Raw genomic sequence first — 22,179 nt, forward strand, 5'->3', positions numbered from 1 at the left:
GACCTGCCATGTCTATCGCACTCGCCAAACAACCGGACGCGGCCGTGTACCGCGCGACCATTCCCGCCGGCGAACCCTGGCTGATGGAAGTGAAGGCCGGCCAGACCCTGCGCATCCTCGACCTTGAGGGCAACCAGGCGGTCGACACGCTGTTCTACAGCCTGAAAAACCCCAAGGAACGCTACGACGTACAGCGCACGTTGCGCCGGCAAAACAGCGTGTACCTGAGCACTGGCAGCGTGCTGTATTCCAACCTCGGCCAGCCGATGCTGACCCTCATCGACGACACCTGCGGGCGCCACGACACCCTCGGCGGCGCCTGCGCCCAGGAGAGCAACACCGTGCGCTACGCCCTGGAAAAACGCTACATGCACAGCTGCCGCGACAACTACCTGCGGGCCTGCGCCCACGATGGGCGCCTGGGCAAAAGTGACATCGGGCCGAACATCAATTTCTTCATGAATGTGCCGGTGACGGCCGATGGCGGGCTGACGTTCGAGGACGGTATTTCCGCCCCCGGCAAGTACGTCGACCTGCGGGCCGAGATGGACGTGATCGTGCTGATCTCCAACTGCCCGCAACTGAACAACCCGTGCAACGGCTACAACCCTACCCCTGCGGAGTTACTGGTATGGAACTGAAAATGAAGCGGTTACGTCAGTGGTTGTTCGCCCTGTGCCAGGCCCGAGCCGGGCAGTGCCTCCAAAAACGCTGAAGATCAACTGTGGAAGATGACCTGTGGGAGCTGGCTTGCCTGCGATAGCGGTGGATCAGCCAACATATGGGGTGACTGACCCACCGCCATCGCGGGCAAGCCCGGCTCCCACAGTTGATCTCCACTGGTGTTGAAATTTGCGCTCCGGACGACCGCAGCGCCATCCACATTTGCGGGACGGCCCGCATCCCAGGACAAGGCCGAGCACTCATCGGCCTGCGGGGTTTTGCCATGTTCGAAAAACTGTTGATCGCCAACCGTGGCGCCATCGCCTGCCGCATCCTGCGCACCTTGCGTGAGCTTTCGGTCAAGGGCGTGGGGGTGTATTCCGAAGCCGATGCGGCCAGCCTGCATATCCAGCAAGCCGACGAGGCCTACAGCCTGGGAGAAGGCGCGGCGGCCGGGACGTATCTATCGGTAGAAAAAATCCTCGCCACGGCCAAGGCCTGTGGCGCCACCGCGATTCACCCGGGCTACGGCTTTCTCTCGGAAAACGCCGCGTTCGCCGAAGCCTGCGAAACAGCCGGCATCGCCTTCGTCGGCCCGACGCCGGAACAGCTGCGCGTGTTCGGCCTCAAGCACACCGCCCGTGCATTGGCCAAGCAGCACAACATCCCGTTGCTGGAAGGCACCGAGCTGCTCAACAGCCTCGACGCAGCGTTGCTGGCCGGGGAAAGCGTGGGCTATCCGATCATGCTTAAAAGCACCGCTGGCGGTGGCGGCATCGGCATGCGCGTGTGCCACAGCGCCGACGAATTGCGCGACTGTTTCGAGGCGGTCAAACGCCTGGGCCAGAACAATTTCAGCGACGCCGGTGTGTTTATCGAGAAGTACATCCAGCACGCCCGGCATCTGGAAGTGCAGGTGTTTGGTGATGGGTGTGGCGAGGTGATCGCCCTCGGAGTGCGCGACTGTTCGGTGCAGCGGCGCAACCAGAAAGTCCTCGAAGAAACCCCGGCGCCAAACCTGCCCGACGGCATGGCGGATGAGCTGTGCCGTGCCGCCATCACCCTGGCCAAGGCGGTGAATTACCGCAGTGCCGGCACCGTGGAATTTATCTTTGATAGCGCCGATGGCCGCTTCTATTTTCTGGAAGTGAACACCCGGTTGCAGGTGGAGCATGGCGTCACCGAGCAGGTGTGGGGCGTGGACCTGGTGCGCTGGATGGTGCAGTTGGCCGCCGGGGAATTGCCGCCGCTGCGGGAGCTGGCGTTGAAGCCCCACGGCCACGCGATTCAGGCACGCCTGTACGCCGAAGACCCGGGCCGGGATTTTCAGCCGAGCCCGGGCTTGTTGACCTGTGTGGATTTCCCCGCCGCTGAAGGCCTGCGCATCGACACCTGGGTCGAGGCCGGCTGCGAGATCCCGCCCTATTTCGATCCGATGATCGCCAAGCTCATCACCTGGGCGCCGACTCGCGAACAGGCGCGTCTCGACCTGCATCAAGCATTGAGCAACAGCCAGTTGTATGGCGTGGAAACCAACCGGGATTACCTGCGCCAGATTCTGCTGGCCGCACCGTTCGCCAGCGGCCAGCCATGGACTCGCTGCCTGGAAGATTTGGTGTACCGCGCCGATACGTTTGAGGTACTGAGCGCCGGGACGCAAACCAGTGTTCAGGATTATCCGGGGCGCCTTGGATACTGGGCCGTGGGCGTGCCGCCGTCGGGGCCGATGGACAGCCGCGCCTTGCGCCTGGGCAACCGCCTGTTGGGAAATGCCGAGGGTGCCGCCGCGCTGGAAATCACCATGAGCGGGCCTTTGTTGCGCTTCAATTGTGCGGCGGTGGTGGCGGTGACCGGCGCGGACATTGCGCTGCGGTTGAATGATGACGTGGTGCCGATGAACACCGCATTGTTTATCCCGGCGGGCGCGACCTTGAGCCTGGGCACCATCGCCGGGGCCGGTGCCCGCAGCTACCTGTGCGTGCGCGGCGGGTTGCAGGTTCCGGATTATCTGGGCAGCAAAAGTACCTTCACCCTGGGCCAGTTTGGTGGGCATGGCGGGCGGGCTTTGCGGGCGGGGGATGTGTTGCATTTACGGCCATTGGAAGATGGCGGTTGCGGCAACACCTTTACGCCTGAGCCGCTGGCCGACGTGCGAACACTGCGGGTGATCTACGGCCCTCACGGCGCGCCGGAATACTTCAAGCCTGAGTACATCGACACATTCTTTGCCACCCAGTGGGAAGTGCATTTCAACTCCAGCCGCACGGGCGTGCGGCTGATCGGGCCCAAGCCTTTGTGGGCGCGTACCGATGGTGGTGAGGCGGGACTGCACCCATCGAATATCCATGACAATCCCTATGCGATTGGCGCGGTGGATTTCACCGGAGACATGCCGGTCATCCTCGGCCCCGACGGCCCGAGCCTGGGTGGGTTTGTGTGCCCGGTGACGGTGATCGAGGCGGACTTGTGGCAGTTGGGCCAGCTCAAGGCGGGCGACAAAATCCGCTTCACCCCAGTCGATCTAACAACCGCCCGCGACCTTGCCCTGAAATGGGATCACTGTAGGAGCAAGCTTGCTCGCGATGCAGGCACCTCGGTACATCCGGAACACCGCATTGATACCATCGCCGGCAAGCCGGGCTCCTACCGTTCACCTGTGGTTCTGGATATCGGCACACAGGACACCCGCCTCGTCGCCCGCCTCGCCGGCGACACCCACTTGCTCCTGGAAATCGGCGCCGCCGAACTCGACCTGGTGCTGCGCTTCCGTGCCCACGCCCTGATGCAAGCCCTCGAAACCCGCGCCCTGCACGGCGTCATCGACCTGACACCCGGCATCCGCTCCCTGCAAATCCACTACCAGCCCGAACAACTGCCCCTCACCGATCTCCTGGCGTTGATCACCACCGAATGGCACACCGTCTGCGCCAGCCAAAACCTGCAAGTGCCCTCGCGCATCGTCCACCTGCCACTCTCCTGGGACGACCCGGCCTGCCAACTGGCCATCGAAAAATACATGACCACCGTGCGCAAGGACGCGCCCTGGTGCCCGAGCAACCTGGAGTTCATCCGCCGCATCAACGACCTGGCCAACCTCGACGAAGTGCGCCACACCGTGTTCGATGCCAGCTACCTGGTGATGGGCCTGGGCGACGTCTACCTCGGCGCACCGGTGGCCACGCCGCTGGACCCGCGCCACCGCCTGGTCACCACCAAATACAACCCCGCGCGCACCTGGACCGCTGAAAACTCCGTGGGCATCGGCGGCGCCTACCTGTGCGTCTACGGCATGGAAGGCCCCGGCGGTTATCAGTTCGTCGGGCGCACCTTGCAGATGTGGAACCGCTACCGGGAAGTGGCAGCGTTCGATGGCAAACCGTGGTTGCTGCGCTTCTTCGACCAGATCCGTTTCTACCCGGTGAGCGCTGATGAGCTGGTGCAGATTCGCCGGGATTTCCCCCTGGGGCGATTTGAAATGAGCATCGAACACAGCCAACTCAACCTGACGGACTACCAGGCTTTTCTTACCCGGGAGGCCGAGAGCATCGGCGAGTTTCGCGGCCAACAGCAACGCGCATTCAACGCCGAACGCGAGCGCTGGATCGCCAGCGGCCAGGCGCATTTCGACAGCGAGGAACTCGCCGCGCCACTGGGCGAAGACACGCCATTGCAGGCCAACGAATACAGCATCGACAGCCACATCGCCGGCAATCTCTGGCAGGTTCAGGTGGCCGTCGGCGAACCCGTCGCGGCGGGCGATGTGCTGGTGATCCTGGAGTCGATGAAAATGGAAATCCCGGTACTCGCGCCGTTCGCCGGCACCGTGCGCGAAATTCCCGTGCAACCGGGCAGCGGCATTGCCGCAGGCCAACGGGTGGTTGTGCTGGAGCGTGATTTGCAATAACGCGGCGGGGCTGTATCGTGCAAGGCACACCGGGTTTCACCGGGACCTTGTCCGATACAGCCTGAACCGACCGATGACCACGCCAACCCTCTGCCCCGCCTGCGGCGCCCGCAACGACTGCGCCCTGGCCGACCCGCGCACCGCCGACCAGGCGTGCTGGTGTTACTCCGTGAGCATCGACCCTGCGGTGCTCGAAGCCTTGGCGCCGGAGCTGCGCAACAAGGCCTGCCTGTGTCCGCGCTGCGCCCGGGTGGACGAGCAACTGCGCGGGGCCGAGCCCACGTAATGCGTGTCGACCGTTTCCTCAGCAACCTGCCCCGTTTCAACCGCAAACAGGTTCGCCTGTTGCTGGTGGAGCGGCGGATTACCGTCGACGGCCAATTCGTGAGCGACCCGCATCACCCGGTCAGCGAGTTCAGCCGCGTGTTACTGGATGATCAAGTGCTGCAAGCCGGCAAACCTGCACGCTACTTCATGCTGCACAAACCCCAGGGCTGCGTGAGCGCCACCTCAGACCCGCAACACCCCACCGTGCTCGACCTGCTGGATGAACCGGACAAGCACGAGCTGCACATCGCCGGTCGTCTGGATTTCAACACCACCGGCCTGCTGCTGATCACCAACGACGGCCAGTGGTCGCGGCGCCTGACCCAGCCGCAAACCAAATTGCCCAAGGTCTACTGCGTCGAGACCGAGCAGGCTATAGGCCCGGAATACGCAGCCACCTTCGCCGCCGGCCTGTACTTCGCCTTCGAAGACCTCACCACCCAACCGGCGGAACTGGCGCTATTGGGCCCCAGAACGGCGCGCCTTAGCATCATTGAAGGGCGTTATCACCAGGTGAAGCGCATGTTCGGGCACTTCGACAACAAAGTGATGCGCCTGCACCGCGAGCGCATGGGCCCGCTGGAATTGGACTCGGCCCTGGCGCCAGGGCAGTACCGGGCGCTGACGGACGCTGAAATCCAACAGGTCTGATGACCGTTCAGCCGATGATGGCAAAAAACCACGCCTGTGACTGGCGAACTGGCATCCCTGATGCTTGAATCAACCCAGCCAGCCGCAATCTGACTGGCGAGTCACCCCTACCTACAAGAAACACTTTGCCCGTCCGCACCCTTGATCTGCGGGCCTCTCACGGCAAATTGCCCGCCATAACAACACCCGTCGGCCTGCCAGTACCGGACCGACATGGGCCCTCACTTCCAGGCGTATGCCTACCTGTCACAAAGCTCGTGCAGAGTGATCTGCGCGCATTACCCGCTTGCCAGGAGTCTTATGACATGAGGCCAGAAATCGCTGTGCTGGATATACAGGGTCAGTATCGGGTTTACACGGAGTTCTATCGCGCGGACGCAGCCGCCAAGACCATCATCCTGGTCAACGGCTCAATGGCCACCACCGCGTCTTTCGCCCAGACCGTGAAAAGCCTGCACCCGACGTTCAACGTGGTTTTGTACGACCAGCCCTACGCCGGTCGCTCAAAAATCCACAACCGCCACGAGCAGATGCTGACGAAAGAAGTCGAGGGCCAGATCCTTCTGGAACTCATTGACCACTTCGCCGCCGAACACGTGCTGTCCTTTTCCTGGGGTGGCGCCGCGACCCTTGTCGCCCTCTCCCACCGCCCCCGCCGTGTGGAAAAGGCCGTGATCAGCTCGTTCTCCCCGGTGATCAACACCCCGATGCGCGACTATTTGGAGCGCGGTGTCGACTACCTCGGCAACCTCGACCGCGACCGCGTGGGCCACCTGGTCAACAGCACCATCGGCAAACACCTGCCGTCGCTGTTCAAGCGCTACAACTACAAACACGTGAGCAGCCTGGCCGAGCATGAGTATGGGCAGATGCACTTTCACATCAGCCACGTGCTGAACAGCGACCGGCTGTGCTACCTCAAGGCGGCGAAGCAGATTGAGATTCCGGTGCTGTTCTTGAACGGCGAATGGGACGAGTACACCAGCGCCCAGGATGCCAAGTTATTTGGGCAACATATTGCGAAAAGCAGCTTTGGGACGATTCAAGCGACCGGGCACTTTTTGGACATGGAGCACAAGGCGGCGTGCCGGGATAGCCGGGAGGCGTTGATGGGCTTTTTGAGGCCGGAGCAGCAACCGAGCCGGTTGCGGTACCACGCGTCGCAGCCACAGCATGCATTTGCCGTATGAGCGGCGGGGTTGTGGGCGGGCTGGATTTCCCAGGGGATCCACCTGCCCACGACCGACCGTTGGCACGTAAAACACAGAATTTTCGAAGAAAAACTTCAAATCCGCGAGCACATCTGGTACAAAGTCAGCCGCTCTGAGCGGGTATAGTTTAGTGGTAGAACGAAAGCTTCCCAAGCTTTAGATGAGGGTTCGATTCCCTCTACCCGCTCCACTCAGATTTAGGTCCTGCGTCAGGCTGGTTGTTGACGGGGGATGTGTAAAAAAACCGGCTCTTGGTGGCCGGTTTTTTTATGGGTGGCGTTAAAGCCCCAATTCCAAGGCCAGCAAGTCCGACAGCGGTTGCGGGCGTCGAATCAATTTGGCGTGCCCTTGCTCGATCAGTACCTCCGGCAACAGCGGGCGGCTGTTGTAATTGGATGACATGGCGGCGCCATAAGCCCCGGTGTCGTGAATCACCAACCAATCGCCAACCTGCGCTTGCGGCAACATGCGCGGCGTGATGCCCTGTTCATCCTGGGTGAAAATATCACCGGCCTCGCACAACGGGCCGCCCACTGCGCACAGGTGCTCCGGGCGGTTGACCGGCACACCGTGGGCATCCAGTAAAGTCATGTGGTGATAGGCACCATAGAGCGCAGGCCGCATCAGGTCATTGAAGCCGGCATCCACCAGAATGAAGTTCCTGCTACCCACTTTTTTTACCGCCCGAACTTCGGTGACCAGATAGCCCGACTCCGCGACCAGGAAGCGGCCCGGCTCAATTTCCATACGCACCGGATGACCGAGCCAGGTTTCAATCTCCTGTTTGGCCTGGCGCCAGGTGCTCGCATAACGCTGGATATCCACCGGTTCATCTTCCGCACGATAAGGCGTGGCAAGCCCCCCGCCGATGGAAAATGCCTCGATATCGTGGTCCAGTGCCTTCACCACCGAGACCATCGCACAGCCCACTTGCTCAAGGTGTCCGTAGTCCACACCGGACCCGATATGCATGTGCACGCCCACCAGCATCAGGCCGAATTGCCGGATCACGTTGAGCGCGTCCTGGACCTGCTCGTGCCAGATTCCGTGCTTGCTGTTTTCGCCACCGGTGTTGGTCTTGCGGCTGTGACCGTGACCAAACCCCGGATTGATCCGCAGCCAAACGCGGTGGCCGGGCGACCGCTGACCCAGTTGGCGCAGCATATCAATCGAGCCGGTGTTCACTTCCACTTGCAGTTCCACGACACGGTGCAATGTCGCTTCATCGAACAGATCACAGGTAAAAACAATGCCGGCCGGGTCACCGCCAGGGCTGAATCCAGCCAGCAGTGCCCGCTCGATTTCCCCCAGCGACACCGCATCGATTCGTACGCCTTGTTCGCGAATCAACCGAAGAATATGCAGGTTGGAGCAGGCTTTCTGCGCGTATCGAACCCCATCAAAACCCTGCAATTGATTGATGCGAGACCTGATGGTCTCGGCCTCATAACACCAGAGCGGGGTACCGTGCTGTCTTGCAGACTTGACCAATGACTGGAAAACGGAGGTGTTGGGCATGGCGTTTTTCTTTCTGAAATAGGGAGAGAAACCAGCATGCCCGGCGCTTTGCATTCAATAAAATACCTATTATTTGCCGTGCGATTCAGTTTTGATATGGACTTGGTTAATTGGGTAGAGGTCAGGGATGGAAGTCTCCATACGGCAGATCGAGGTATTCCGGGCCATCATGCAGGCCGGCAGCGTCACGGGAGCGGCGCAGTTGCTATTTACTTCCCAACCGACGGTCAGCCGGGAGCTGGCGCGACTGGAAAAGCTTTCTGGTTTGCGACTCTTTGATCGCACAGGAGGGCGGCTGGTACCGACGGCCCAGGCGATCATGCTGTTCGAAGAGGTCGAGCGCTCCTACATCGGCCTGGAACGAATCAACAGCGTCGCACAGTCAATTCGTCGCTTTGAACATGGCCAACTGAGCGTCACGTGTCTTCCGCTGTTTTCTCAGACGCTTTTGCCCAAGGTCTTTAAGCGCTTTCAGCAGCAGCATGTCGGCATAGCCTTGAGCATTGCGGCACAGGAAACGCCCCTGCTGGAAGAATCACTCAGCGCCCAGCGTTACGACCTCGGATTGACCGAAGGCGAACATGCGCCTCAGGGCACACAGGGGAAACTGCTTTTTTGTTCCGACATGGTGTGCGTACTGCCGGACGGTGATCCTTTGTTGGCTAAACCGTTGCTGACACTGGAAGACTTTCAGGGGGTCCATTTCATCAACCTGTCGGGCCTGGATATCTATCGTCAAACCCTCGATGAGCTCTTCCGCCGGGCGGGCGTCGACAGGCATATTGTGGTTGAAACAACCAACGCTGCGTCGGTGTGCGCCATGGTCAGGCAACAGCTTGGCGTGGCGATTATCAACCCGTTGACTGCGCTGGCGGAGGCCGGTGACGGGCTGGCCATTCGGCCGATCAGCGTATCGATTCCGTATCGGGTCATGTTGATCAGGCCCGATTATCGACCGTCCTCTCTCTTCGTCGACGCGTTCTGTGACGCGCTGATTGAAGAGGCGGCGAGTCTCGCAGACCGTTTGGATTTGAGGCGGGAACGTTCCAGCTAACAGACATTTGGCTTCCTTCCCCTTGGTATGGGCGGCCTGGGAAGGCAAGCCTGTTACAGAATGCCTAGGCGACTGAGTCCACGCGGTCTTGTGCCGCCTCCACCAGCATCAGGCCCAACTCAATGGTTTGCTGAATCGCCAAGGCCAGACAGCGATGCTCGTCTGGCAGGTTATCTGCAAATTCGTTGGTCATGGCGCCAGCGCCGGCAATGGTTTCGTAGGCGTTGGCGAGCAATGCATCGGTGCCGATTTCGGGACGTACGCTGAATATTTTTATGGGTGAGTTATACGAGTCAGTACACATCTGTTGATCCTCAAGAAGGACCACCACCCAGCACTACATAAATAGGGTGGCAGCTGTACGCAGGTTAGTAGACCGGGAAGTTTCAGAACCGGCGCGCCCGAAGACGCCCTGCGCACAGCTACCATTAAACACAGGCAATGAGATGCCTGATCGATTGGACAGCAGTACGCCAAAACTTCACAGGGCTACTAAACCCGACCGCTGATGGGCAGCGGCTGACGAACCTTAAAGAGGTCAACCAAGGCGTACAACCGGGACGATTCTGATGGTTGTGTAGGCAATGGAGCAAGATTCAAATATTCAGACTATTCCGCGCTTCAGCCTTCAATTCCCTCCAACTGCGCAAGATCCACCAGTAGCCCCGGTCCCACCGGTTCCCATCCCAACGTCGCGCGCGTAATCGCGCTGGACGCTGGCATATCGTGAGCGGTAAACATCGACAACCACCCAAAAAAACCTTGAGCCTCTCCAGCAGCAATGGATTTAACCGGCAACCCTAGCCGCGTCCCCAACACCTCGGCTATCTCCCGCTGCGACACACCCTCCTCCGCCACCGCGTGATACCTCGCGCCCGGCTCAGCCTTTTCAATCGCCAGCCTGTAGAGCCGCGCCACATCCAGAATATGTGCCGCCGGCCAACGGTTTTTCCCGTCGGCGATGTAAGCGCAAACGCCCTTCTCGCGATACAACTCGATCACCGGGCTGACCAGCCCCTGCCTGAAGGTGTCGTGTACTTGAGGCAAACGCATTACCGATACATTCACACCCGTCGCGGCTACAGCGTTAGCCGCTTCTTCCGACGCTGCACGGGGAATCTGCGCGGAGGTCACCACCGCGCCATCCTCCGTCGCCAACTGGCCCGGCACGGTGCTCGCGATCCCGACGCCGGAGGTGATGATCAGCGGTCGATCCGACCCGGCAAGTGCCTCTCCCAGCGCCTGGATAACCCGGCGGTCATCCTCGCAGTTCGCGACGAATGTCGAGAAGTCATGATTGAACGCCAGGTGAATCACGCCGTCCGCTTGGGCGGCCCCGGCCTTTAGGCTTTCAAGGTCCTCAAGCGACCCACGGTGCACCTGGGCACCGGCCGCCTCCAGCGCTGCCACCTTGTCATCCGAGCGGCACAACCCCAGTACTTCATGGCCCGCCGAGATCAGCTCCTTGACGACAGCCGACCCGATAAATCCGCTGGCACCCGTGATAAATATGCGCATGAACCGTATCTCCGTGTGTATTCAGAGACTAATCTGTGCGCTTGCCCTATACGGGTAAAGTAGTGAATTTATCAGGGTATAGAGGCTAACAGGCTATGAGCGAAAACCCGCTGGGCAGCTATCTGAAAGACCGTCGCACACGGCTCGATCCGGCGGCGTTCGGCTTCTCATCGGCACGACGGCGTACGCCAGGTTTGCGCCGCGAAGAGGTGGCCCAACGCGCGAACATCAGCCCCACCTGGTACACCTGGCTCGAACAGGGCCGTGGCGGCGCGCCGTCGGTGGAAGTGCTGGAACGGATCGCCCATGCGCTGATGTTGACCGATATCGAACGCGAGCATCTGTTCCTGCTGGCCTTCGGACGCCCACCCGAAGTGCGCTATCAGCAGAACGAAACGGTGACGCCACGCCTGCAACGGGTGCTGGATGCCTTGAACCCCAGCGCCGCGATCCTGCGTACGGCGACGTGGGATGTGGTGGCCTGGAACCAGGCGGCGACGGTGATGTTGATGGACTACGGATCCCAGGCGCCGGAACAGCGAAATATCCTGCGCTTCATGTTCCTGGATCCCAATTCCCGCGCGGCCCAATACGATTGGGAAAGCGTGGCGCGGTTTGTGTTGGGCGCCTTCCGGATTGATACGGCGCGCTCAGGCGCCGCTGAGCAGGTGCAGCCGATGGTCGATGAACTGTGTCGGCGTAGTCCTGAGTTTAAAGCGATGTGGAGCGAGAACGACGTTCAGGGCGCCCATGGTGATGGCGTCAAGCGGATACGCCATTCGGTGTTGGGGCCGATTGAATTTGAGTATTCGGTGTTTGCGGTCGATGGGCGCAAGGACCTGAATATGGTGGTGTACAACCCGGCGACGCCGGAGGATGCGCAGCGGATCGCATCGCTGATGAGATAGGTTTTCGGTTGGGTCAGCTGGCATCAATGGTTGCAGTGCGGACCCCATCGCAGCCTCGCTAAAGCTCGACAGCTCCCACAAGGAACTGAATTCACCATCCGAAAAGACGGCTATCTCTCGAGCACCATTCCCCGCTGCACCACCCACGCCAACGGCAAGGTCAGCAACAACATCCCCGCCAACACCATCACCGCCACCGGTACGCCCATCGAGTCCCCCAGCCCGCCAAACAGCACCGGCGCCAGCGCGCCACCACCGATGGTGCCGGTGTAGAACACGGCAAACGCCTGTTCCCGTTTCCCTGCGCCCGCCAGGTCCGGCACCGCGCCGTACAGCACCGAAGACGTGCCGTTCAACGCGAGCCCCAACACCGGCAACATCACCATCAAACCGGTCAACGGCAGGTACACCGCCGCGACGATCAACAGCGCCGTGCTGGTCTCCGTAAGCCACACGGTTTTCATCATGCCGATGCGTGCGCCGAGGTAGCCGCAGAGCAATTTGCCGAAGGCGCCACCGATAAACAGCATGGTCAGCGCCAGCCCGATTCCCGCAGTGCCGGCGCCTTTGGCTTGCAGCAGAAAGGGCAAAAACGTGAGAAACCCCATGCGCACCGCACTGTCGAGCGTGCCCGTGACGATCAGTGCACGCAGGCCGCTGACGGAGCCGCTTCCTACCAGTGTCTTGGCGTTTTTCCCGGAAGTGGACGCCGCTGCCTGCGTGGGGATCAGCCACCACAGCCACCCCGCCGCGGCCAACCCCAGCAGGCCCAAAAGCGTAACGCTCGCACGCCAGCTGATGACCGTCAGCAACAGCCCCACCAGCCCGGGAACCAGGGTTTTGCCGATGTCCCCGGAGAAGTTGTATTGAGACAGCGCCTCCTTGACCCCACCACCGCCCTCATAGGTGTCGGTGATCATTGAGGACGCCAGCGGATGCTGAGTACTTGCGCCCAGCCCGCCCAACAGCAGCGCCAGTAACAACATGCCCAACCCGGTCGCCTGCCCCACCAACAGGTAGGCAACACCGGCAAGCGCGGTCCCGCCCACCAGCATCGGCGTGCGCCCCCAGCGTTTGGCGGCGCGGCTGGCCATCAGCTGGAACACCGCCATCATCCCGGAATAGGCACCGCGCAGCAGGCCGATCTGGGCGTAGGTCATGCCGAACTGCGCTTGCCAGATCGGCAGCAGCACGTAGATCACATCGGTCAGGCCATCGTGAATCGCGTGGGCGCTGCAGCCTGCGATCAACGAGCGGCGACGGGCGGAAGTTTCGGGTACGGGCAAGGCAACGGCGTCGTTCATGAGGTCTTGCTCAGTTCAGGTTGGAGGGGCTTCCAGCCCGCCAGGGCGATCAGCAGCGACAGTAGCTGGAAACCAATGATCAGCGCCACACAGCCCACCCAACCCCAACGCCCCCAAATCAGCGCCGGGACGATGGCACCGAAGCTGCCGCCCAGGTAATAGCAGGTGAGGTACAGGCCTACGGCACCGGCTTTGTTGTGGCGGGCGGTGGCGGTGGTGAAGGCGCTGGCAGCGGCCTGGGCAAGGAATACACCGGTGGAGCTGAGGGCCAGGCCCAGCACGATGCACCACAGGGATGGCAATAAGGTCAGTGCCGAACCGCATACACCAAGCGCCGCGGCGGCGGTCAGCAGTTCGGATTGCGGGCGGGATTTGCTCAGGCGGCCGGCGACGGGGATCACTACCAAAGCCAGCAGGAACACCATGTAAATGGTGCCTAGCGCCGCCGGGCCAAGGTCAAAGGGCGCTTGGCTGAGGTACAGGCCGGCGTAGGTAAACGTCGCCACTTGGGAGAACAGTACGCAAAATCCTACGGCATAGGCAGCCAACAACGGAGTGCCGAGCACATCGCTCCAGGTGGTTGAAGGTCGCGCCACACGGGGAGGATTGTCCGGCAGCAAAAACTGGATAAACCCGCCCACCATCAGGCTCAGCACCGCCAACAGCTCAAAGGCTTCACGCCAGCCGACGTACTCGGTCATCACGCCGGTGACGAAGCGTCCGGCAAAACCACCGAGCACGGTGCCGGCCACGTAGAGGCTGGTGACTTCGGTCACGGTGCCGCCACGCCAGCGATCACCGATGCAGGCCACGCTGGTGGCAAACACCACGGGAATCAGCATGCCTTCGATAAAGCGCCACACCAGCAGTTCGGCAAAGCTGGTGGCATAGGCGGTCATCAGCGCCGGCACGGCCAGCAACAGCGCGGCCACCGAGATCACCGTGCGCTGCTCAAAACGCCCGGTCAGGCGGCTGACAAAGGGTGCGGTCAGCGCCACCGCCAAGGTGGTAACGGTAATGCTCCAGCCCGCCGCCCTGGCGCTCACCTGAAAGCTGGTGGCGAAGGTCTGCAAAATGCTCTGGGTGGCGTAGAGGTTGAGGAACGCCGCGCAGCCACACAGGAACAGGGCAAGACGGGCACAATGCAGGCGCGGTTTCATGAAACCTCTCGTTTTATTATCAGAGGCCTTTATAGAATGACCCGCACACCCGAGACCAATACCGATTTCGGACCGATCAATACCCTGGGGCCAGGATGCTCGACCTACGCAAGCTGCGCTACTTTCTGACCGTCGCCGAAGAATTGCACTTCGGCCGCGCCGCCCTGCGCCTGCACCTGGCCCAGCCGCCGTTAACCCGGCAGATTTCCGCGCTGGAGGCCGAACTGGGGTTTCGCCTGTTCGACCGCACCAGTCGCACGGTTTCGCTCACCGCCCAGGGTCGTTCGTTCCTGCCCTACGCCCGTGCAGTGTTGGAGCAGGTCGACCTCGCCGAAGTCATCGCCGGCAAACTTGCCGCAGGTGCCGCCGGGCAGCTGGCGCTGGGTTACGTCAGTTCGATCGCCCTGTCGGATTTGTTCAGCCAGGCGATTCAAGCCTTCGCCCAACGCTTTCCCGATGTGCAATTGACGCTGGTGGAGTGCGCCTCCGGCAGCCTCGGCGCGCAGGTGGCTGATGGCCGCCTGGATATCGGCCTGAGTCGCTTGCTGCCCCAGGACGGGCAGACAGAGGTGCGGGCGTTGTCGTTGGGTGAAGAGCGGCTGGTGGCGGCGGTGTCCAGCGACAGCCCGCTGGCCAGCCAGCCCGAGGTCAGCCTGGCGCAGTTGAGTGCGTACCCACTGATTCTGTTCCCCGCCGATTACGGCTCGGGGCTTAACCAATCCATTGAGCAGCTTTACCGGCGTAATGGGTTGCCATTGCGTGCCGGGCCATCGGGGCGGCAAATCACATCGATCATTGCACTGGTGGCGGCGGGGCAAGGTGTGGCGCTGGTGCCGGCGTGCACCCAGAGTTTGATGAACAAGGGCGTGACCTATCGGCCGTTGGTGGATCTGGATGCGTATGCGCAGTTGCTTGTGCTTACGCGTACTGATGGGCGCAGCTTGATGGTCACGGCATTCCTGACTGTGATTGATGAGTTGTTGCAGGCTCGCCCGCAACTCTGAACATCCAGCCGAAAACCTCGCAATACCTCCGTCCGGCAGCGTTCCCGCGCCCTCATACACTGCATACATCGCCTGCCGAAACATCGGTCAACGACCGCTGGTAGGTAGAGTGTTGATAAATTATTTTCAGTGGTTATAGCCACCACCAACACACACCACAAGGAGGTGATGTGGACAGCCGATATTTGATAGGTCATATCGTCGCGGACGGCTGGTATCTGGTGCGAATCAGAGGCAGCCATCACCCTTTCAAACACCCGACCAAGCCGGGGCTGGTGACAATTCCCCATCCTAAAAAGGACCTTTTGGACAAGACCGCAAAGAGCATTTTGAAACAGGCTCTGCTCAGCTAACACGTCCGTGGAGGACAACAGACATGCTGTACCCAATCGCAATTTCAACCGGTGACGAGGACCACGCCTGGGGTGTGGAAGTCCCGGACATTCCCGGTTGCTTCTCCGCCGGAGAGGACCTGGACGACGCCATGGCCATGGCCCGCGAAGCGATCGAAGGCCATTTCGAGATCCTCGCAGAAGACGGTGCGCCCATTCCTGCTGCGCAGAAAGTCACGCTCCATGCAGCTAATCCGCAGTACGCCGGCTGCACCTGGGCGGTGGTGGACATTGATGTCACCAAGTACCTGGGCAAGGCGCAGAAACTCAACATCACGCTGCCTGGCTACCTGCTGAACCGTATTGATGAATATGTACTGCATCACCCGGAAGAAAAAAGCCGTTCGGGGTTTCTTGCCTCAGCAGCGCTGAAAGTGTTGCAACAGGATCGGTAACAGCACATAGACCCGCTACGGGTGCCTACTGGAACGTCTACTCACGGTGTGAATTCCACCGCAAGAAACGTAGTTCCCCCATGGACCGGCGCATTTACAGTAGCGCCATACACCCTCAAGGAGCCCGACCATGTCCTGTGAATACACCCTCATGCCCTCTCCCGTCGGCCAACTGACCCTCGTGGCCCGTGCCGGAAAACTCACCGCCATCCTCTGGGAAAAAGAGCGCCCCAACCGTGTTCGGCTCGGCGCCCTGCAAGAGGTCAACAACAGCCCGGTGTTGCAGGAAACCGAGCGGCAGTTGAAGGAGTACTTCGCCGGTACCCGCAACCGTTTCGAGCTGGAACTGGACTTTGCCGGCACCGAGTTCCAGAAGAAGGTCTGGCAGGCGCTGCTGACCATCCCGTTCGGAGAAACCCGCAGCTACAGCCAGATCGCCGCACAGATCGGCAACCCCAAGGCCGTACGTGCGGTCGGCGCGGCCAACGGGCGCAACCCGATTTCGATTGTCGCGCCGTGCCATCGGGTGATTGGTGCGTCAGGCGGGTTGACCGGGTTCGCCGGCGGGCTTGAGGCCAAGCAGTACCTGTTGGCGCTGGAGGATGGCGATGCAGCAAAAGTCGCCCTCTAATCACGCCTGAACAACAGGGCCGCGCACGAAAGCCTGGTACCCGAACAACCTTTCGAACCCCAACTTTCGATAAAGCGAGACACCCGCCGGCGTGGCCTCAAGAAAGCAGCGCCTGGCGCCCAAGGCCTGGGCGTGCACCAGTGCAGCGTGAATCAAGTGCGTGGCGTAGCCTTTACCGCGCGCCGCACTCTCAGTGCCGAGGTCGTTGAGCCTGGCCTCCCCCTCACACATCGACAACGTCAACGAACACACCACAACAGTGTTGACTGAGAGTGTGAAGTGGTAAAAGGCCTGATCGCTGTCCAGGGCCCGCTGATGCTGAGCCTGATAGTTGGCAATGCCACCCTCCGATAGCCCGAAGGCGTTGCCCACCGGCCCGGCCCAGTCTCCCAAGTGCCGGGTCAGGTTGATCTGCACGTGGCTGTCTGCCGGCAGTGGGGTAAACCTCGACAATTCAAGGACCATCGCCGTGGACCTTTCAAGCGCAACAAAACCTGAATCCGTCAGCACGGGCTGAAGGCCTTCGACCCTGTCGTCATGAATCGCCACACGTATGCCCATCGTGGTGCGACGGATCAAGTCCAGGGGCTCCAGCATGGCGTCGTCCTGCGCGACGCTGCTCACCCGGATAAATAACAGGTTCCATGGGACCTGATCTGCATCGATAAAATAGGCATTTACACCCGCGCTATAACGACGATGCAAAGGACAAACTGCCGCAAAAAAATGCGCTTCGGTCTGGTGATAGAGCGTGGCCAAGGTGCTGGCTGCAGTGGAGTGCATGGAAGCTCGTCCGGGCAAAAACCCAGTCTTCCCCTCGCCGCTTCAGCACACCGTAGGATCCCTCCGAAAAGCTCACCCAAAAAACGTACAACTTTGTTCAGCCGCCCAAATGTAAAAAGAAATTTCAGAGCGCGCCTGCGGTCAGTATTTTCATCACCCACCTTTAAAGGAAAACGGTCATGAAATTCTCCGCCATCTCACAGTCCCTGTCCCGCTGGGCAGGCAGTGCCCGCACGTTCTATGCGGCCGTGGGATTGATCATTCTGTGGAGTTTGAGTGGCCCGTACTTCCACTACAACGACACCTGGCAACTGATCATCAACACCTCGACCACCATCATCACTTTCCTGATGGTGTTCCTGATCCAGAACACACAGAACCGCGACAACGACATTTTGCATATCAAGATCGACGAACTGCTGCGCGCCACCAAGGATGCGCAAAATGCCGTGCTGAGCCTGGATGGCCTTGATCGCAAGCAGCTTGAGAAATTGCGCAAGGAATACAAGACCATGGGCGACAGCGAAACCATCACCGTCACCACGCTGACGACTGAAGGTGAACAGCCCAAAACCGACCTGAACCAGGCATAAAAAAACGGCGACTGGAGTGATCCAGTCGCCGTTTTTCATGGGGTACGCCAGGTGATCAACCGTCGCCTTGATGACCTTTCCCATAAGTCGAGGCCAGCGCGCGGGCTTTCTCCAGGCGCTCTTCCAACTTCGGCAGGGTCTCGTCCACCAGGGCCTTTATTTCCGGGATATCGGACTCGGCGCCTTCCTGCTTGAACAAGGCGATCGCGTCTTCATTGGCCTTGATCTGCTGGGCGGTATAGGCGGCGTCAAAAGAGTCGCCATCCTTGAGCTCAGGCATCAGCGATTCGGCCTTGTCGACGATCTTGTCCCGAGGGGCTACCGGCAGATCGAGCTTCTTGGCGATGGCGGCCAAGTGCTGATTGGCCAGGGTGCGTTCATTGATGACTTCGATGGTGTAGTCCTTGATCTCCTGGGACGAAGTCTTGGCGTGTGCCATGCGGCTGGTCTCGATATCGGCCATGCCCTTGGCCGAAGCCTGCTCAATGAAATCGGCAGGCGACTGGGCGAAAGCATTGCTGGCGCCGAGGCCCAGCAGCATCGCGAAACTGGCGGTGCGTAACCGGATAGCCATGCGGCTCATGATGGGTTCCTCCAGGTAATAAACAGGTGCAGGGAAACGAACCCCGCCCTGAATCTGAATTTTCAGGGCGGCAAAGGTTTAGAAAAAACTTGTTAGTGCGACGAACGGTCGTATGGCCTTACCGAGGTGCAGTCCTGACGAACGGGACACAACGATGCAACGGTGACAATGTAGTATGTTGTATTACACATCACTACATCGAGGCACTTATGTCGGTAATGTCATTACGCCTACCTGAAGACATCTCCGAAACACTCGCCAGTCTCGCCAAGGCCACCGGGCGCAGCAAATCGTTCCTCGCCGTCGACGCACTACGCGAATACCTGACGCGTGAAGCATGGCAAATCGAAGAAATCCAAAAGGCGTTGAAAGAAGCCGATGCGGGTGATTTTGCAACCGCCGCCGAAGTAGACGCAGTGGCAAACAAATGGCGTACCAATGCGCGTTGAGTGGCTAAAGACGGCACTCAAAAATCTTGATGACGAAGCGGCTTACATCGCCGAGGAAAACCCCAAAGCAGCTTATGAGTTTGTTCTGGCCGTCCGGACAGGGCTTGAGCACGTTGCGGAGTTTCCGGCAATGGGGCGAGAAGGACGCGTTCCTGGTACACGTGAATGGGTGATGCCGCGCTGGCCCTATCTCGTGCCCTATCGTATTCGCGAGGGACGGTTACAGGTTCTTCGAATATTTCACACACGGCGCCAACCACCGAACCATTGGTAACGCCGATCAACCCTGTACCACAACCTGCACCTGCCCATTCAACCACTGCAACGCCGGGTCCCCGCCCCGCCGCGAATGCCACGCCAGTACAAACGCAAACGATGGAATGTGAAACGGTGGTGGCACGGCCAACAGTTGCTCGTGATCAATGTTGAGCAGCCCGCGCGACGACACGGTAAGGATCAGGTCGGTGCCCTGGATCAACTGCGGCGCAACACCCCAGTGGGGCAAGCTGATAGCCACGTGCCGGCGTTCACGAATCGCCGTCAGCGCCCGTTCGATTTCCGGCGTGCCGCTGCCGCGCATTTCCAGCAATACGTGGGGCCGCGCCAGGTAAGTAGGCAGGTCGAGCACGCCGCTTTTCGGCAGGCTGTCACGATCCACCAGGCACACGTAATGCTCGTCAAATAGCGGCGTGCTGCGCAGTTCGGCCGGCATGTCGGGAAACACCCCGGCGGCCAGGTCGATATCACCATTGAGCACCCCATCGAGCATGCCTTCGCGACTGGCCTGGATAATCTGCAGATCAATCCCCGGCGCTTCCCGGCGCAAGGTACGGACCAGCCCCGGCAAAAAAATCGCCGCGCTGTAGTCCGACATGGCCACCCGAAAGGTGCGTTTGGCCGAGGCTGGATCAAAGCGATTGGGCGCCAGCAACGCCTGCACCTGGGCCAGCGCTTCCGCCAGCGGCATGGCCAGTTCCAGCGCGCGAGCGGTGGGCACCAACGCGCTGCCTTGGCGCACCAACAGCGGGTCCCCAAGCAAATCCCGCAACCGCGCCAGGGCGTGGCTCACCGCCGGCTGGCTCAAGTGCAGGCGCTCGGCGGCGCGGGTTACGTGCTGCTCGCTGAGCAAGGCGTCGAGGATCACCAGCAGGTTAAGGTCGATGCGTCGAAGATCATTCATCAGCTGCATGTTCTGCATAAGAACTTGGAATTTAAATTTGCGCGACGAATGACTTAGAGTCCAGCAAAACCTCTGGGAGATTGATCATGACAACGTTGCATTGGGTGGGTTTGTTGCTGTTGGCAGCGTTCGCCGGGGCGGTGGTGCCGTTTCAAAGTGCGATCAACGCCAACCTGGGGCGCGGCCTGGGCCATCCGTTATGGGCCACCCTCGCCTCGCTGCTGGTGAGCATCATCGTGTTGCTGCCGGTGATCCTGGCCCTGCGCCTGCCGCTGCCCAACCTTGGGTTTATCACAAGGGCGCCGCTGTGGATGTGGAGCGGCGGTGCGTTCGGGGTGTGCTTTATTTCGCTGGCGTTGATCCTGATGCCCAAGCTCGGCGCTTCAGGGTTTATCGCCCTGGCGATGGCCGGGCAAATCGTCGCCTCGTTGATGCTCGACCACTTCGGCCTGTTCGGGCTGGTGGAGCGCCAATTGACCGCGCCCCGGTTGGTCGGGGCGTTGATGTTGATCGGTGGTGTGGCACTGATTCAATTCAGCACCACACCCACCCGGTCGCTGGTGACTGCGGGCTGATCAGCGCTTGTCGAGGGTGCGCAGCTTTTGCGGCAAGCCCCACAGCAACAGCGCCGCTGCCAGCAGCGCACACACGCCGATGACATACAGTGCCGGCGTAGTGCTGCCGGTCAGGTCCTTGATCCGGCCGACCATCACCGGGCTGACGATGCCGCCGAACTGGCCCAGGGTGTTGATCACCGCAATCCCGCCCGCCGCGCCCGCCCCGGCACCGGCCAACAACTTCGGCGGCAAGGTCCAGAAGGTCGGAATCGAGGCAATGATCCCGGCGCCCAGCAGGCTCAGGGCGACGATCAGGAAGGTGGTGTGGTCGGCAAAGATCCCCGCACAGAAGAACCCCACCGCCCCCAGCGCCACCAGGCCGCTGACAAACTTGCGGCGCTCGCCGGTGGCGTCGGACAAGCGCCCGATCACCACCATGCTGATCGCCCCGCAGACGTAGGGAATCGCCGTCAGCAGGCCGATCATCACCGGGCTCTGGGTGCCGGCGCTGCGGATCAGTTGTGGCGCCCAGAAGTTCAGGCCGTAGGACGCCACCTGGATCAGGAAGTAGATAAAGCCGAGCATCAGGAAGCCGGGGATACGCAGTGCCGCCAGCAGCGACCCGCCGCTCTTGTGGGGTTCATGCACGGCAATGCGGCTGGCCAGCAAGGTCTTCTCCGACGGGGTCAGCCAGTGGGCGTCCTCGATGCGGTCCTTGAGCAACTTGAGCACCAGGAACCCCAGGCCCACGCAAGGCAAACCGCCGAGCAAAAACAACCAGTGCCAGCCGCGCATTTGCAGCACGCCGTCGAGGTGTTCCAGCACCAGCCCGGAGAACGGCGCCCCCACCAGCCCGGCAAACGCCGACGCCAGGAACAGCATCGAGGTGATGCGCCCACGGTAGTGCTGCGGGAACCACAGCGTCAGGTAATACAACACGCCCGGCGCGAACCCCGCCTCCATCGCACCGATGATGAAACGCAGCCCGTAGAACTGCCATTCGGCCGTGACGAAGACCATGGCCGCCGTCGCCAGCCCCCACGACATCATGATGCGGGCAATCCAGCGGCGGGCGCCGACCTTGTACAGCATCATGTTGCTCGGCACTTCGAAGATCACATAGCCGACCACAAACAGCCCGGCGCCGAGGCCGTAGGCGGTGTCGCTCAGGCTCAGGTCGGTCTGCAGCTGGAACTTGGCGAAGCTGATGTTGATGCGGTCAAAAAAGGCGAACAGATAGCAGACCATGATCAGCGGCATCAGGCGCCAGGCGACCTTGCTGACCAGGGCTTTTTCGGCATCGTGTTCAGCGGCCGGGCGCACGCCGGCCTCCAACGTATTAAGGCTCATTGTTTCTCTCCAGCGGACTGCTCGCAGGCGTCCGATTGTTTTTG

24 protein-coding genes and 1 tRNA gene are annotated in these 22,179 nt (G+C 60.9%); 16 read left to right on the forward strand and 9 right to left on the reverse strand.

The genetic code is table 11. From position 1 onward, the window contains the following. The first annotated feature begins 8 nt into the window (after positions 1-8). From P3C29_RS13240 to P3C29_RS13265, 6 genes are all read left to right on the forward strand, one after another. Entirely contained in the window at positions 9-641 is a 633-nt protein-coding gene (locus tag P3C29_RS13240) for an urea amidolyase associated protein UAAP2 (protein ID WP_275964679.1), read from the forward strand. A gap of 305 nt (positions 642-946) precedes the next feature. Next, positions 947-4,567 carry an urea carboxylase gene (uca, locus tag P3C29_RS13245; protein WP_275964680.1) on the forward strand — a complete coding sequence of 1,207 codons (3,621 nt, stop codon included), beginning with the start codon at positions 947-949 and terminating at the stop codon, positions 4,565-4,567. A gap of 73 nt (positions 4,568-4,640) precedes the next feature. After that, entirely contained in the window at positions 4,641-4,853 is a 213-nt protein-coding gene (locus P3C29_RS13250) for a cysteine-rich CWC family protein (protein ID WP_275964681.1), read from the forward strand. Next, the gene (locus P3C29_RS13255) at positions 4,853-5,545 is read left to right on the forward strand and encodes a pseudouridine synthase (protein ID WP_275964682.1); all 693 of its coding nucleotides are present in this window, start codon (positions 4,853-4,855) and stop codon (positions 5,543-5,545) included. Before P3C29_RS13250 ends, P3C29_RS13255 begins: the two co-directional genes overlap by 1 nt. Positions 5,546-5,850: 305 nt before the next feature. After that, positions 5,851-6,735, forward strand: a complete 885-nt coding sequence (locus tag P3C29_RS13260; protein ID WP_010176610.1) for an alpha/beta hydrolase — start codon at positions 5,851-5,853, stop codon at positions 6,733-6,735. 137 nt (positions 6,736-6,872) lie between these two features. Next, positions 6,873-6,946: transfer RNA gene (locus P3C29_RS13265), tRNA-Gly, on the forward strand. Positions 6,947-7,035: 89 nt separating this feature from the next. Here the strand turns inward: P3C29_RS13265 and lysA are convergent. Next, complete coding sequence (gene lysA / locus P3C29_RS13270; protein ID WP_275964683.1) at positions 7,036-8,274, reverse strand: diaminopimelate decarboxylase; 1,239 nt, start codon at positions 8,272-8,274, stop codon at positions 7,036-7,038. A gap of 127 nt (positions 8,275-8,401) precedes the next feature. Here lysA and P3C29_RS13275 point away from each other — a divergent pair, with 127 nt between their 5' ends. Further along, complete coding sequence (locus P3C29_RS13275) at positions 8,402-9,328, forward strand: LysR family transcriptional regulator (protein ID WP_275964684.1); 927 nt, start codon at positions 8,402-8,404, stop codon at positions 9,326-9,328. Between the two features lie 64 nt (positions 9,329-9,392). Here the strand turns inward: P3C29_RS13275 and P3C29_RS13280 are convergent, their stop codons facing one another. After that, positions 9,393-9,632 carry a DUF6124 family protein gene (locus P3C29_RS13280; RefSeq protein WP_201121486.1) on the reverse strand — a complete coding sequence of 80 codons (240 nt, stop codon included), beginning with the start codon at positions 9,630-9,632 and terminating at the stop codon, positions 9,393-9,395. A gap of 317 nt (positions 9,633-9,949) precedes the next feature. Continuing rightward, positions 9,950-10,846 carry an SDR family oxidoreductase gene (locus P3C29_RS13285; RefSeq protein WP_201121487.1) on the reverse strand — a complete coding sequence of 299 codons (897 nt, stop codon included), beginning with the start codon at positions 10,844-10,846 and terminating at the stop codon, positions 9,950-9,952. 95 nt (positions 10,847-10,941) lie between these two features. On the opposite strand from P3C29_RS13285, the gene P3C29_RS13290 reads away from it, so the two are divergent. Next, positions 10,942-11,754, forward strand: a complete 813-nt coding sequence (locus P3C29_RS13290) for a helix-turn-helix transcriptional regulator (RefSeq protein WP_275964685.1) — start codon at positions 10,942-10,944, stop codon at positions 11,752-11,754. A 110-nt stretch (positions 11,755-11,864) separates the two neighbouring features. On the opposite strand, the gene P3C29_RS13295 is transcribed toward P3C29_RS13290, so the two are convergent. Together P3C29_RS13295 and P3C29_RS13300 are read right to left on the reverse strand one after the other, a co-directional pair. Then, a complete protein-coding gene (locus tag P3C29_RS13295; protein WP_275964686.1) occupies positions 11,865-13,058 on the reverse strand; it encodes an MFS transporter in 1,194 nt (397 codons plus the stop codon). Further along, the gene (locus tag P3C29_RS13300) at positions 13,055-14,218 is read right to left on the reverse strand and encodes an MFS transporter (protein ID WP_275964687.1); all 1,164 of its coding nucleotides are present in this window, start codon (positions 14,216-14,218) and stop codon (positions 13,055-13,057) included. The genes P3C29_RS13295 and P3C29_RS13300 overlap by 4 nt, the downstream gene beginning before the upstream one ends. A 95-nt stretch (positions 14,219-14,313) precedes the next feature. On the opposite strand from P3C29_RS13300, the gene P3C29_RS13305 reads away from it, so the two are divergent. The 4 genes from P3C29_RS13305 (at position 14,314) to P3C29_RS13320 (ending at position 16,640) form a co-directional block, all read left to right on the forward strand. Beyond that, entirely contained in the window at positions 14,314-15,222 is a 909-nt protein-coding gene (locus P3C29_RS13305) for a LysR family transcriptional regulator (RefSeq protein ID WP_201121491.1), read from the forward strand. A 170-nt stretch (positions 15,223-15,392) separates the two neighbouring features. After that, positions 15,393-15,575 carry a type II toxin-antitoxin system HicA family toxin gene (locus P3C29_RS13310; RefSeq protein ID WP_248486783.1) on the forward strand — a complete coding sequence of 61 codons (183 nt, stop codon included), beginning with the start codon at positions 15,393-15,395 and terminating at the stop codon, positions 15,573-15,575. A 23-nt stretch (positions 15,576-15,598) separates the two neighbouring features. Next, positions 15,599-16,009, forward strand: coding sequence for a type II toxin-antitoxin system HicB family antitoxin (locus P3C29_RS13315; RefSeq protein WP_010176619.1), 411 nt, complete (start codon positions 15,599-15,601; stop codon positions 16,007-16,009). A 130-nt stretch (positions 16,010-16,139) separates the two neighbouring features. Beyond that, complete coding sequence (locus P3C29_RS13320; protein WP_275964688.1) at positions 16,140-16,640, forward strand: methylated-DNA--[protein]-cysteine S-methyltransferase; 501 nt, start codon at positions 16,140-16,142, stop codon at positions 16,638-16,640. Here P3C29_RS13320 and P3C29_RS13325 read toward each other — a convergent pair whose 3' ends face one another. Then, on the reverse strand, positions 16,641-17,399 hold the full coding sequence (locus P3C29_RS13325; RefSeq protein ID WP_342215019.1) for a GNAT family N-acetyltransferase: 759 nt from the start codon (positions 17,397-17,399) through the stop codon (positions 16,641-16,643). A gap of 203 nt (positions 17,400-17,602) precedes the next feature. Here P3C29_RS13325 and P3C29_RS13330 point away from each other — a divergent pair, with 203 nt between their 5' ends. After that, a complete protein-coding gene (locus tag P3C29_RS13330) occupies positions 17,603-18,016 on the forward strand; it encodes a low affinity iron permease family protein (protein WP_201121495.1) in 414 nt (137 codons plus the stop codon). 55 nt (positions 18,017-18,071) lie between these two features. Here the strand turns inward: P3C29_RS13330 and P3C29_RS13335 are convergent, their stop codons facing one another. Continuing rightward, on the reverse strand, positions 18,072-18,599 hold the full coding sequence (locus P3C29_RS13335) for a DUF4142 domain-containing protein (protein WP_003212082.1): 528 nt from the start codon (positions 18,597-18,599) through the stop codon (positions 18,072-18,074). Positions 18,600-18,808: 209 nt separating this feature from the next. On the opposite strand from P3C29_RS13335, the gene P3C29_RS13340 reads away from it, so the two are divergent. After that, the gene (locus P3C29_RS13340) at positions 18,809-19,048 is read left to right on the forward strand and encodes a ribbon-helix-helix protein, CopG family (protein WP_010176623.1); all 240 of its coding nucleotides are present in this window, start codon (positions 18,809-18,811) and stop codon (positions 19,046-19,048) included. Then, on the forward strand, positions 19,038-19,322 hold the full coding sequence (locus P3C29_RS13345) for a type II toxin-antitoxin system RelE/ParE family toxin (protein ID WP_201121496.1): 285 nt from the start codon (positions 19,038-19,040) through the stop codon (positions 19,320-19,322). The genes P3C29_RS13340 and P3C29_RS13345 overlap by 11 nt, the downstream gene beginning before the upstream one ends. A gap of 6 nt (positions 19,323-19,328) precedes the next feature. Here the strand turns inward: P3C29_RS13345 and P3C29_RS13350 are convergent, their stop codons facing one another. After that, positions 19,329-20,246 (reverse strand): LysR family transcriptional regulator, encoded by a 918-nt coding sequence (locus tag P3C29_RS13350; RefSeq protein WP_275964689.1) that lies wholly within the window; start codon positions 20,244-20,246, stop codon positions 19,329-19,331. Between the two features lie 68 nt (positions 20,247-20,314). On the opposite strand from P3C29_RS13350, the gene P3C29_RS13355 reads away from it, so the two are divergent. After that, a complete protein-coding gene (locus tag P3C29_RS13355) occupies positions 20,315-20,803 on the forward strand; it encodes a DMT family transporter (protein ID WP_201121498.1) in 489 nt (162 codons plus the stop codon). Here P3C29_RS13355 and P3C29_RS13360 read toward each other — a convergent pair whose 3' ends face one another. Next, positions 20,804-22,135: an MFS transporter gene (locus tag P3C29_RS13360; RefSeq protein WP_010176627.1), complete on the reverse strand. Its 1,332-nt coding sequence runs from the start codon at positions 22,133-22,135 to the stop codon at positions 20,804-20,806. Between the last annotated feature and the right edge of the window lie 44 nt (positions 22,136-22,179).

The sequence above is a fragment of the Pseudomonas sp. 1912-s genome (assembly GCF_029269205.1).
GTDB lineage: Bacteria > Pseudomonadota > Gammaproteobacteria > Pseudomonadales > Pseudomonadaceae > Aquipseudomonas.

Coding starts and splice junctions, on each gene's coding strand:
- P3C29_RS13260 (WP_010176610.1), top strand. CDS start 5,851: ATGAGGCCAGAAATCGCTGTGCTGGATATACAGGGTCAGTATCGGGTT.
- P3C29_RS13360 (WP_010176627.1), bottom strand. CDS start 22,135: ATGAGCCTTAATACGTTGGAGGCCGGCGTGCGCCCGGCCGCTGAACAC.
- P3C29_RS13345 (WP_201121496.1), top strand. CDS start 19,038: ATGCGCGTTGAGTGGCTAAAGACGGCACTCAAAAATCTTGATGACGAA.
- P3C29_RS13280 (WP_201121486.1), bottom strand. CDS start 9,632: ATGTGTACTGACTCGTATAACTCACCCATAAAAATATTCAGCGTACGT.
- P3C29_RS13300 (WP_275964687.1), bottom strand. CDS start 14,218: ATGAAACCGCGCCTGCATTGTGCCCGTCTTGCCCTGTTCCTGTGTGGC.
- lysA (WP_275964683.1), bottom strand. CDS start 8,274: ATGCCCAACACCTCCGTTTTCCAGTCATTGGTCAAGTCTGCAAGACAG.
- P3C29_RS13290 (WP_275964685.1), top strand. CDS start 10,942: ATGAGCGAAAACCCGCTGGGCAGCTATCTGAAAGACCGTCGCACACGG.
- P3C29_RS13285 (WP_201121487.1), bottom strand. CDS start 10,846: ATGCGCATATTTATCACGGGTGCCAGCGGATTTATCGGGTCGGCTGTC.
- P3C29_RS13340 (WP_010176623.1), top strand. CDS start 18,809: ATGTCGGTAATGTCATTACGCCTACCTGAAGACATCTCCGAAACACTC.
- P3C29_RS13320 (WP_275964688.1), top strand. CDS start 16,140: ATGTCCTGTGAATACACCCTCATGCCCTCTCCCGTCGGCCAACTGACC.
- P3C29_RS13355 (WP_201121498.1), top strand. CDS start 20,315: ATGACAACGTTGCATTGGGTGGGTTTGTTGCTGTTGGCAGCGTTCGCC.
- P3C29_RS13250 (WP_275964681.1), top strand. CDS start 4,641: ATGACCACGCCAACCCTCTGCCCCGCCTGCGGCGCCCGCAACGACTGC.
- P3C29_RS13240 (WP_275964679.1), top strand. CDS start 9: ATGTCTATCGCACTCGCCAAACAACCGGACGCGGCCGTGTACCGCGCG.
- P3C29_RS13330 (WP_201121495.1), top strand. CDS start 17,603: ATGAAATTCTCCGCCATCTCACAGTCCCTGTCCCGCTGGGCAGGCAGT.
- P3C29_RS13350 (WP_275964689.1), bottom strand. CDS start 20,246: ATGCAGAACATGCAGCTGATGAATGATCTTCGACGCATCGACCTTAAC.
- P3C29_RS13275 (WP_275964684.1), top strand. CDS start 8,402: ATGGAAGTCTCCATACGGCAGATCGAGGTATTCCGGGCCATCATGCAG.
- P3C29_RS13255 (WP_275964682.1), top strand. CDS start 4,853: ATGCGTGTCGACCGTTTCCTCAGCAACCTGCCCCGTTTCAACCGCAAA.
- uca (WP_275964680.1), top strand. CDS start 947: ATGTTCGAAAAACTGTTGATCGCCAACCGTGGCGCCATCGCCTGCCGC.
- P3C29_RS13295 (WP_275964686.1), bottom strand. CDS start 13,058: ATGAACGACGCCGTTGCCTTGCCCGTACCCGAAACTTCCGCCCGTCGC.
- P3C29_RS13335 (WP_003212082.1), bottom strand. CDS start 18,599: ATGAGCCGCATGGCTATCCGGTTACGCACCGCCAGTTTCGCGATGCTG.
- P3C29_RS13305 (WP_201121491.1), top strand. CDS start 14,314: ATGCTCGACCTACGCAAGCTGCGCTACTTTCTGACCGTCGCCGAAGAA.
- P3C29_RS13315 (WP_010176619.1), top strand. CDS start 15,599: ATGCTGTACCCAATCGCAATTTCAACCGGTGACGAGGACCACGCCTGG.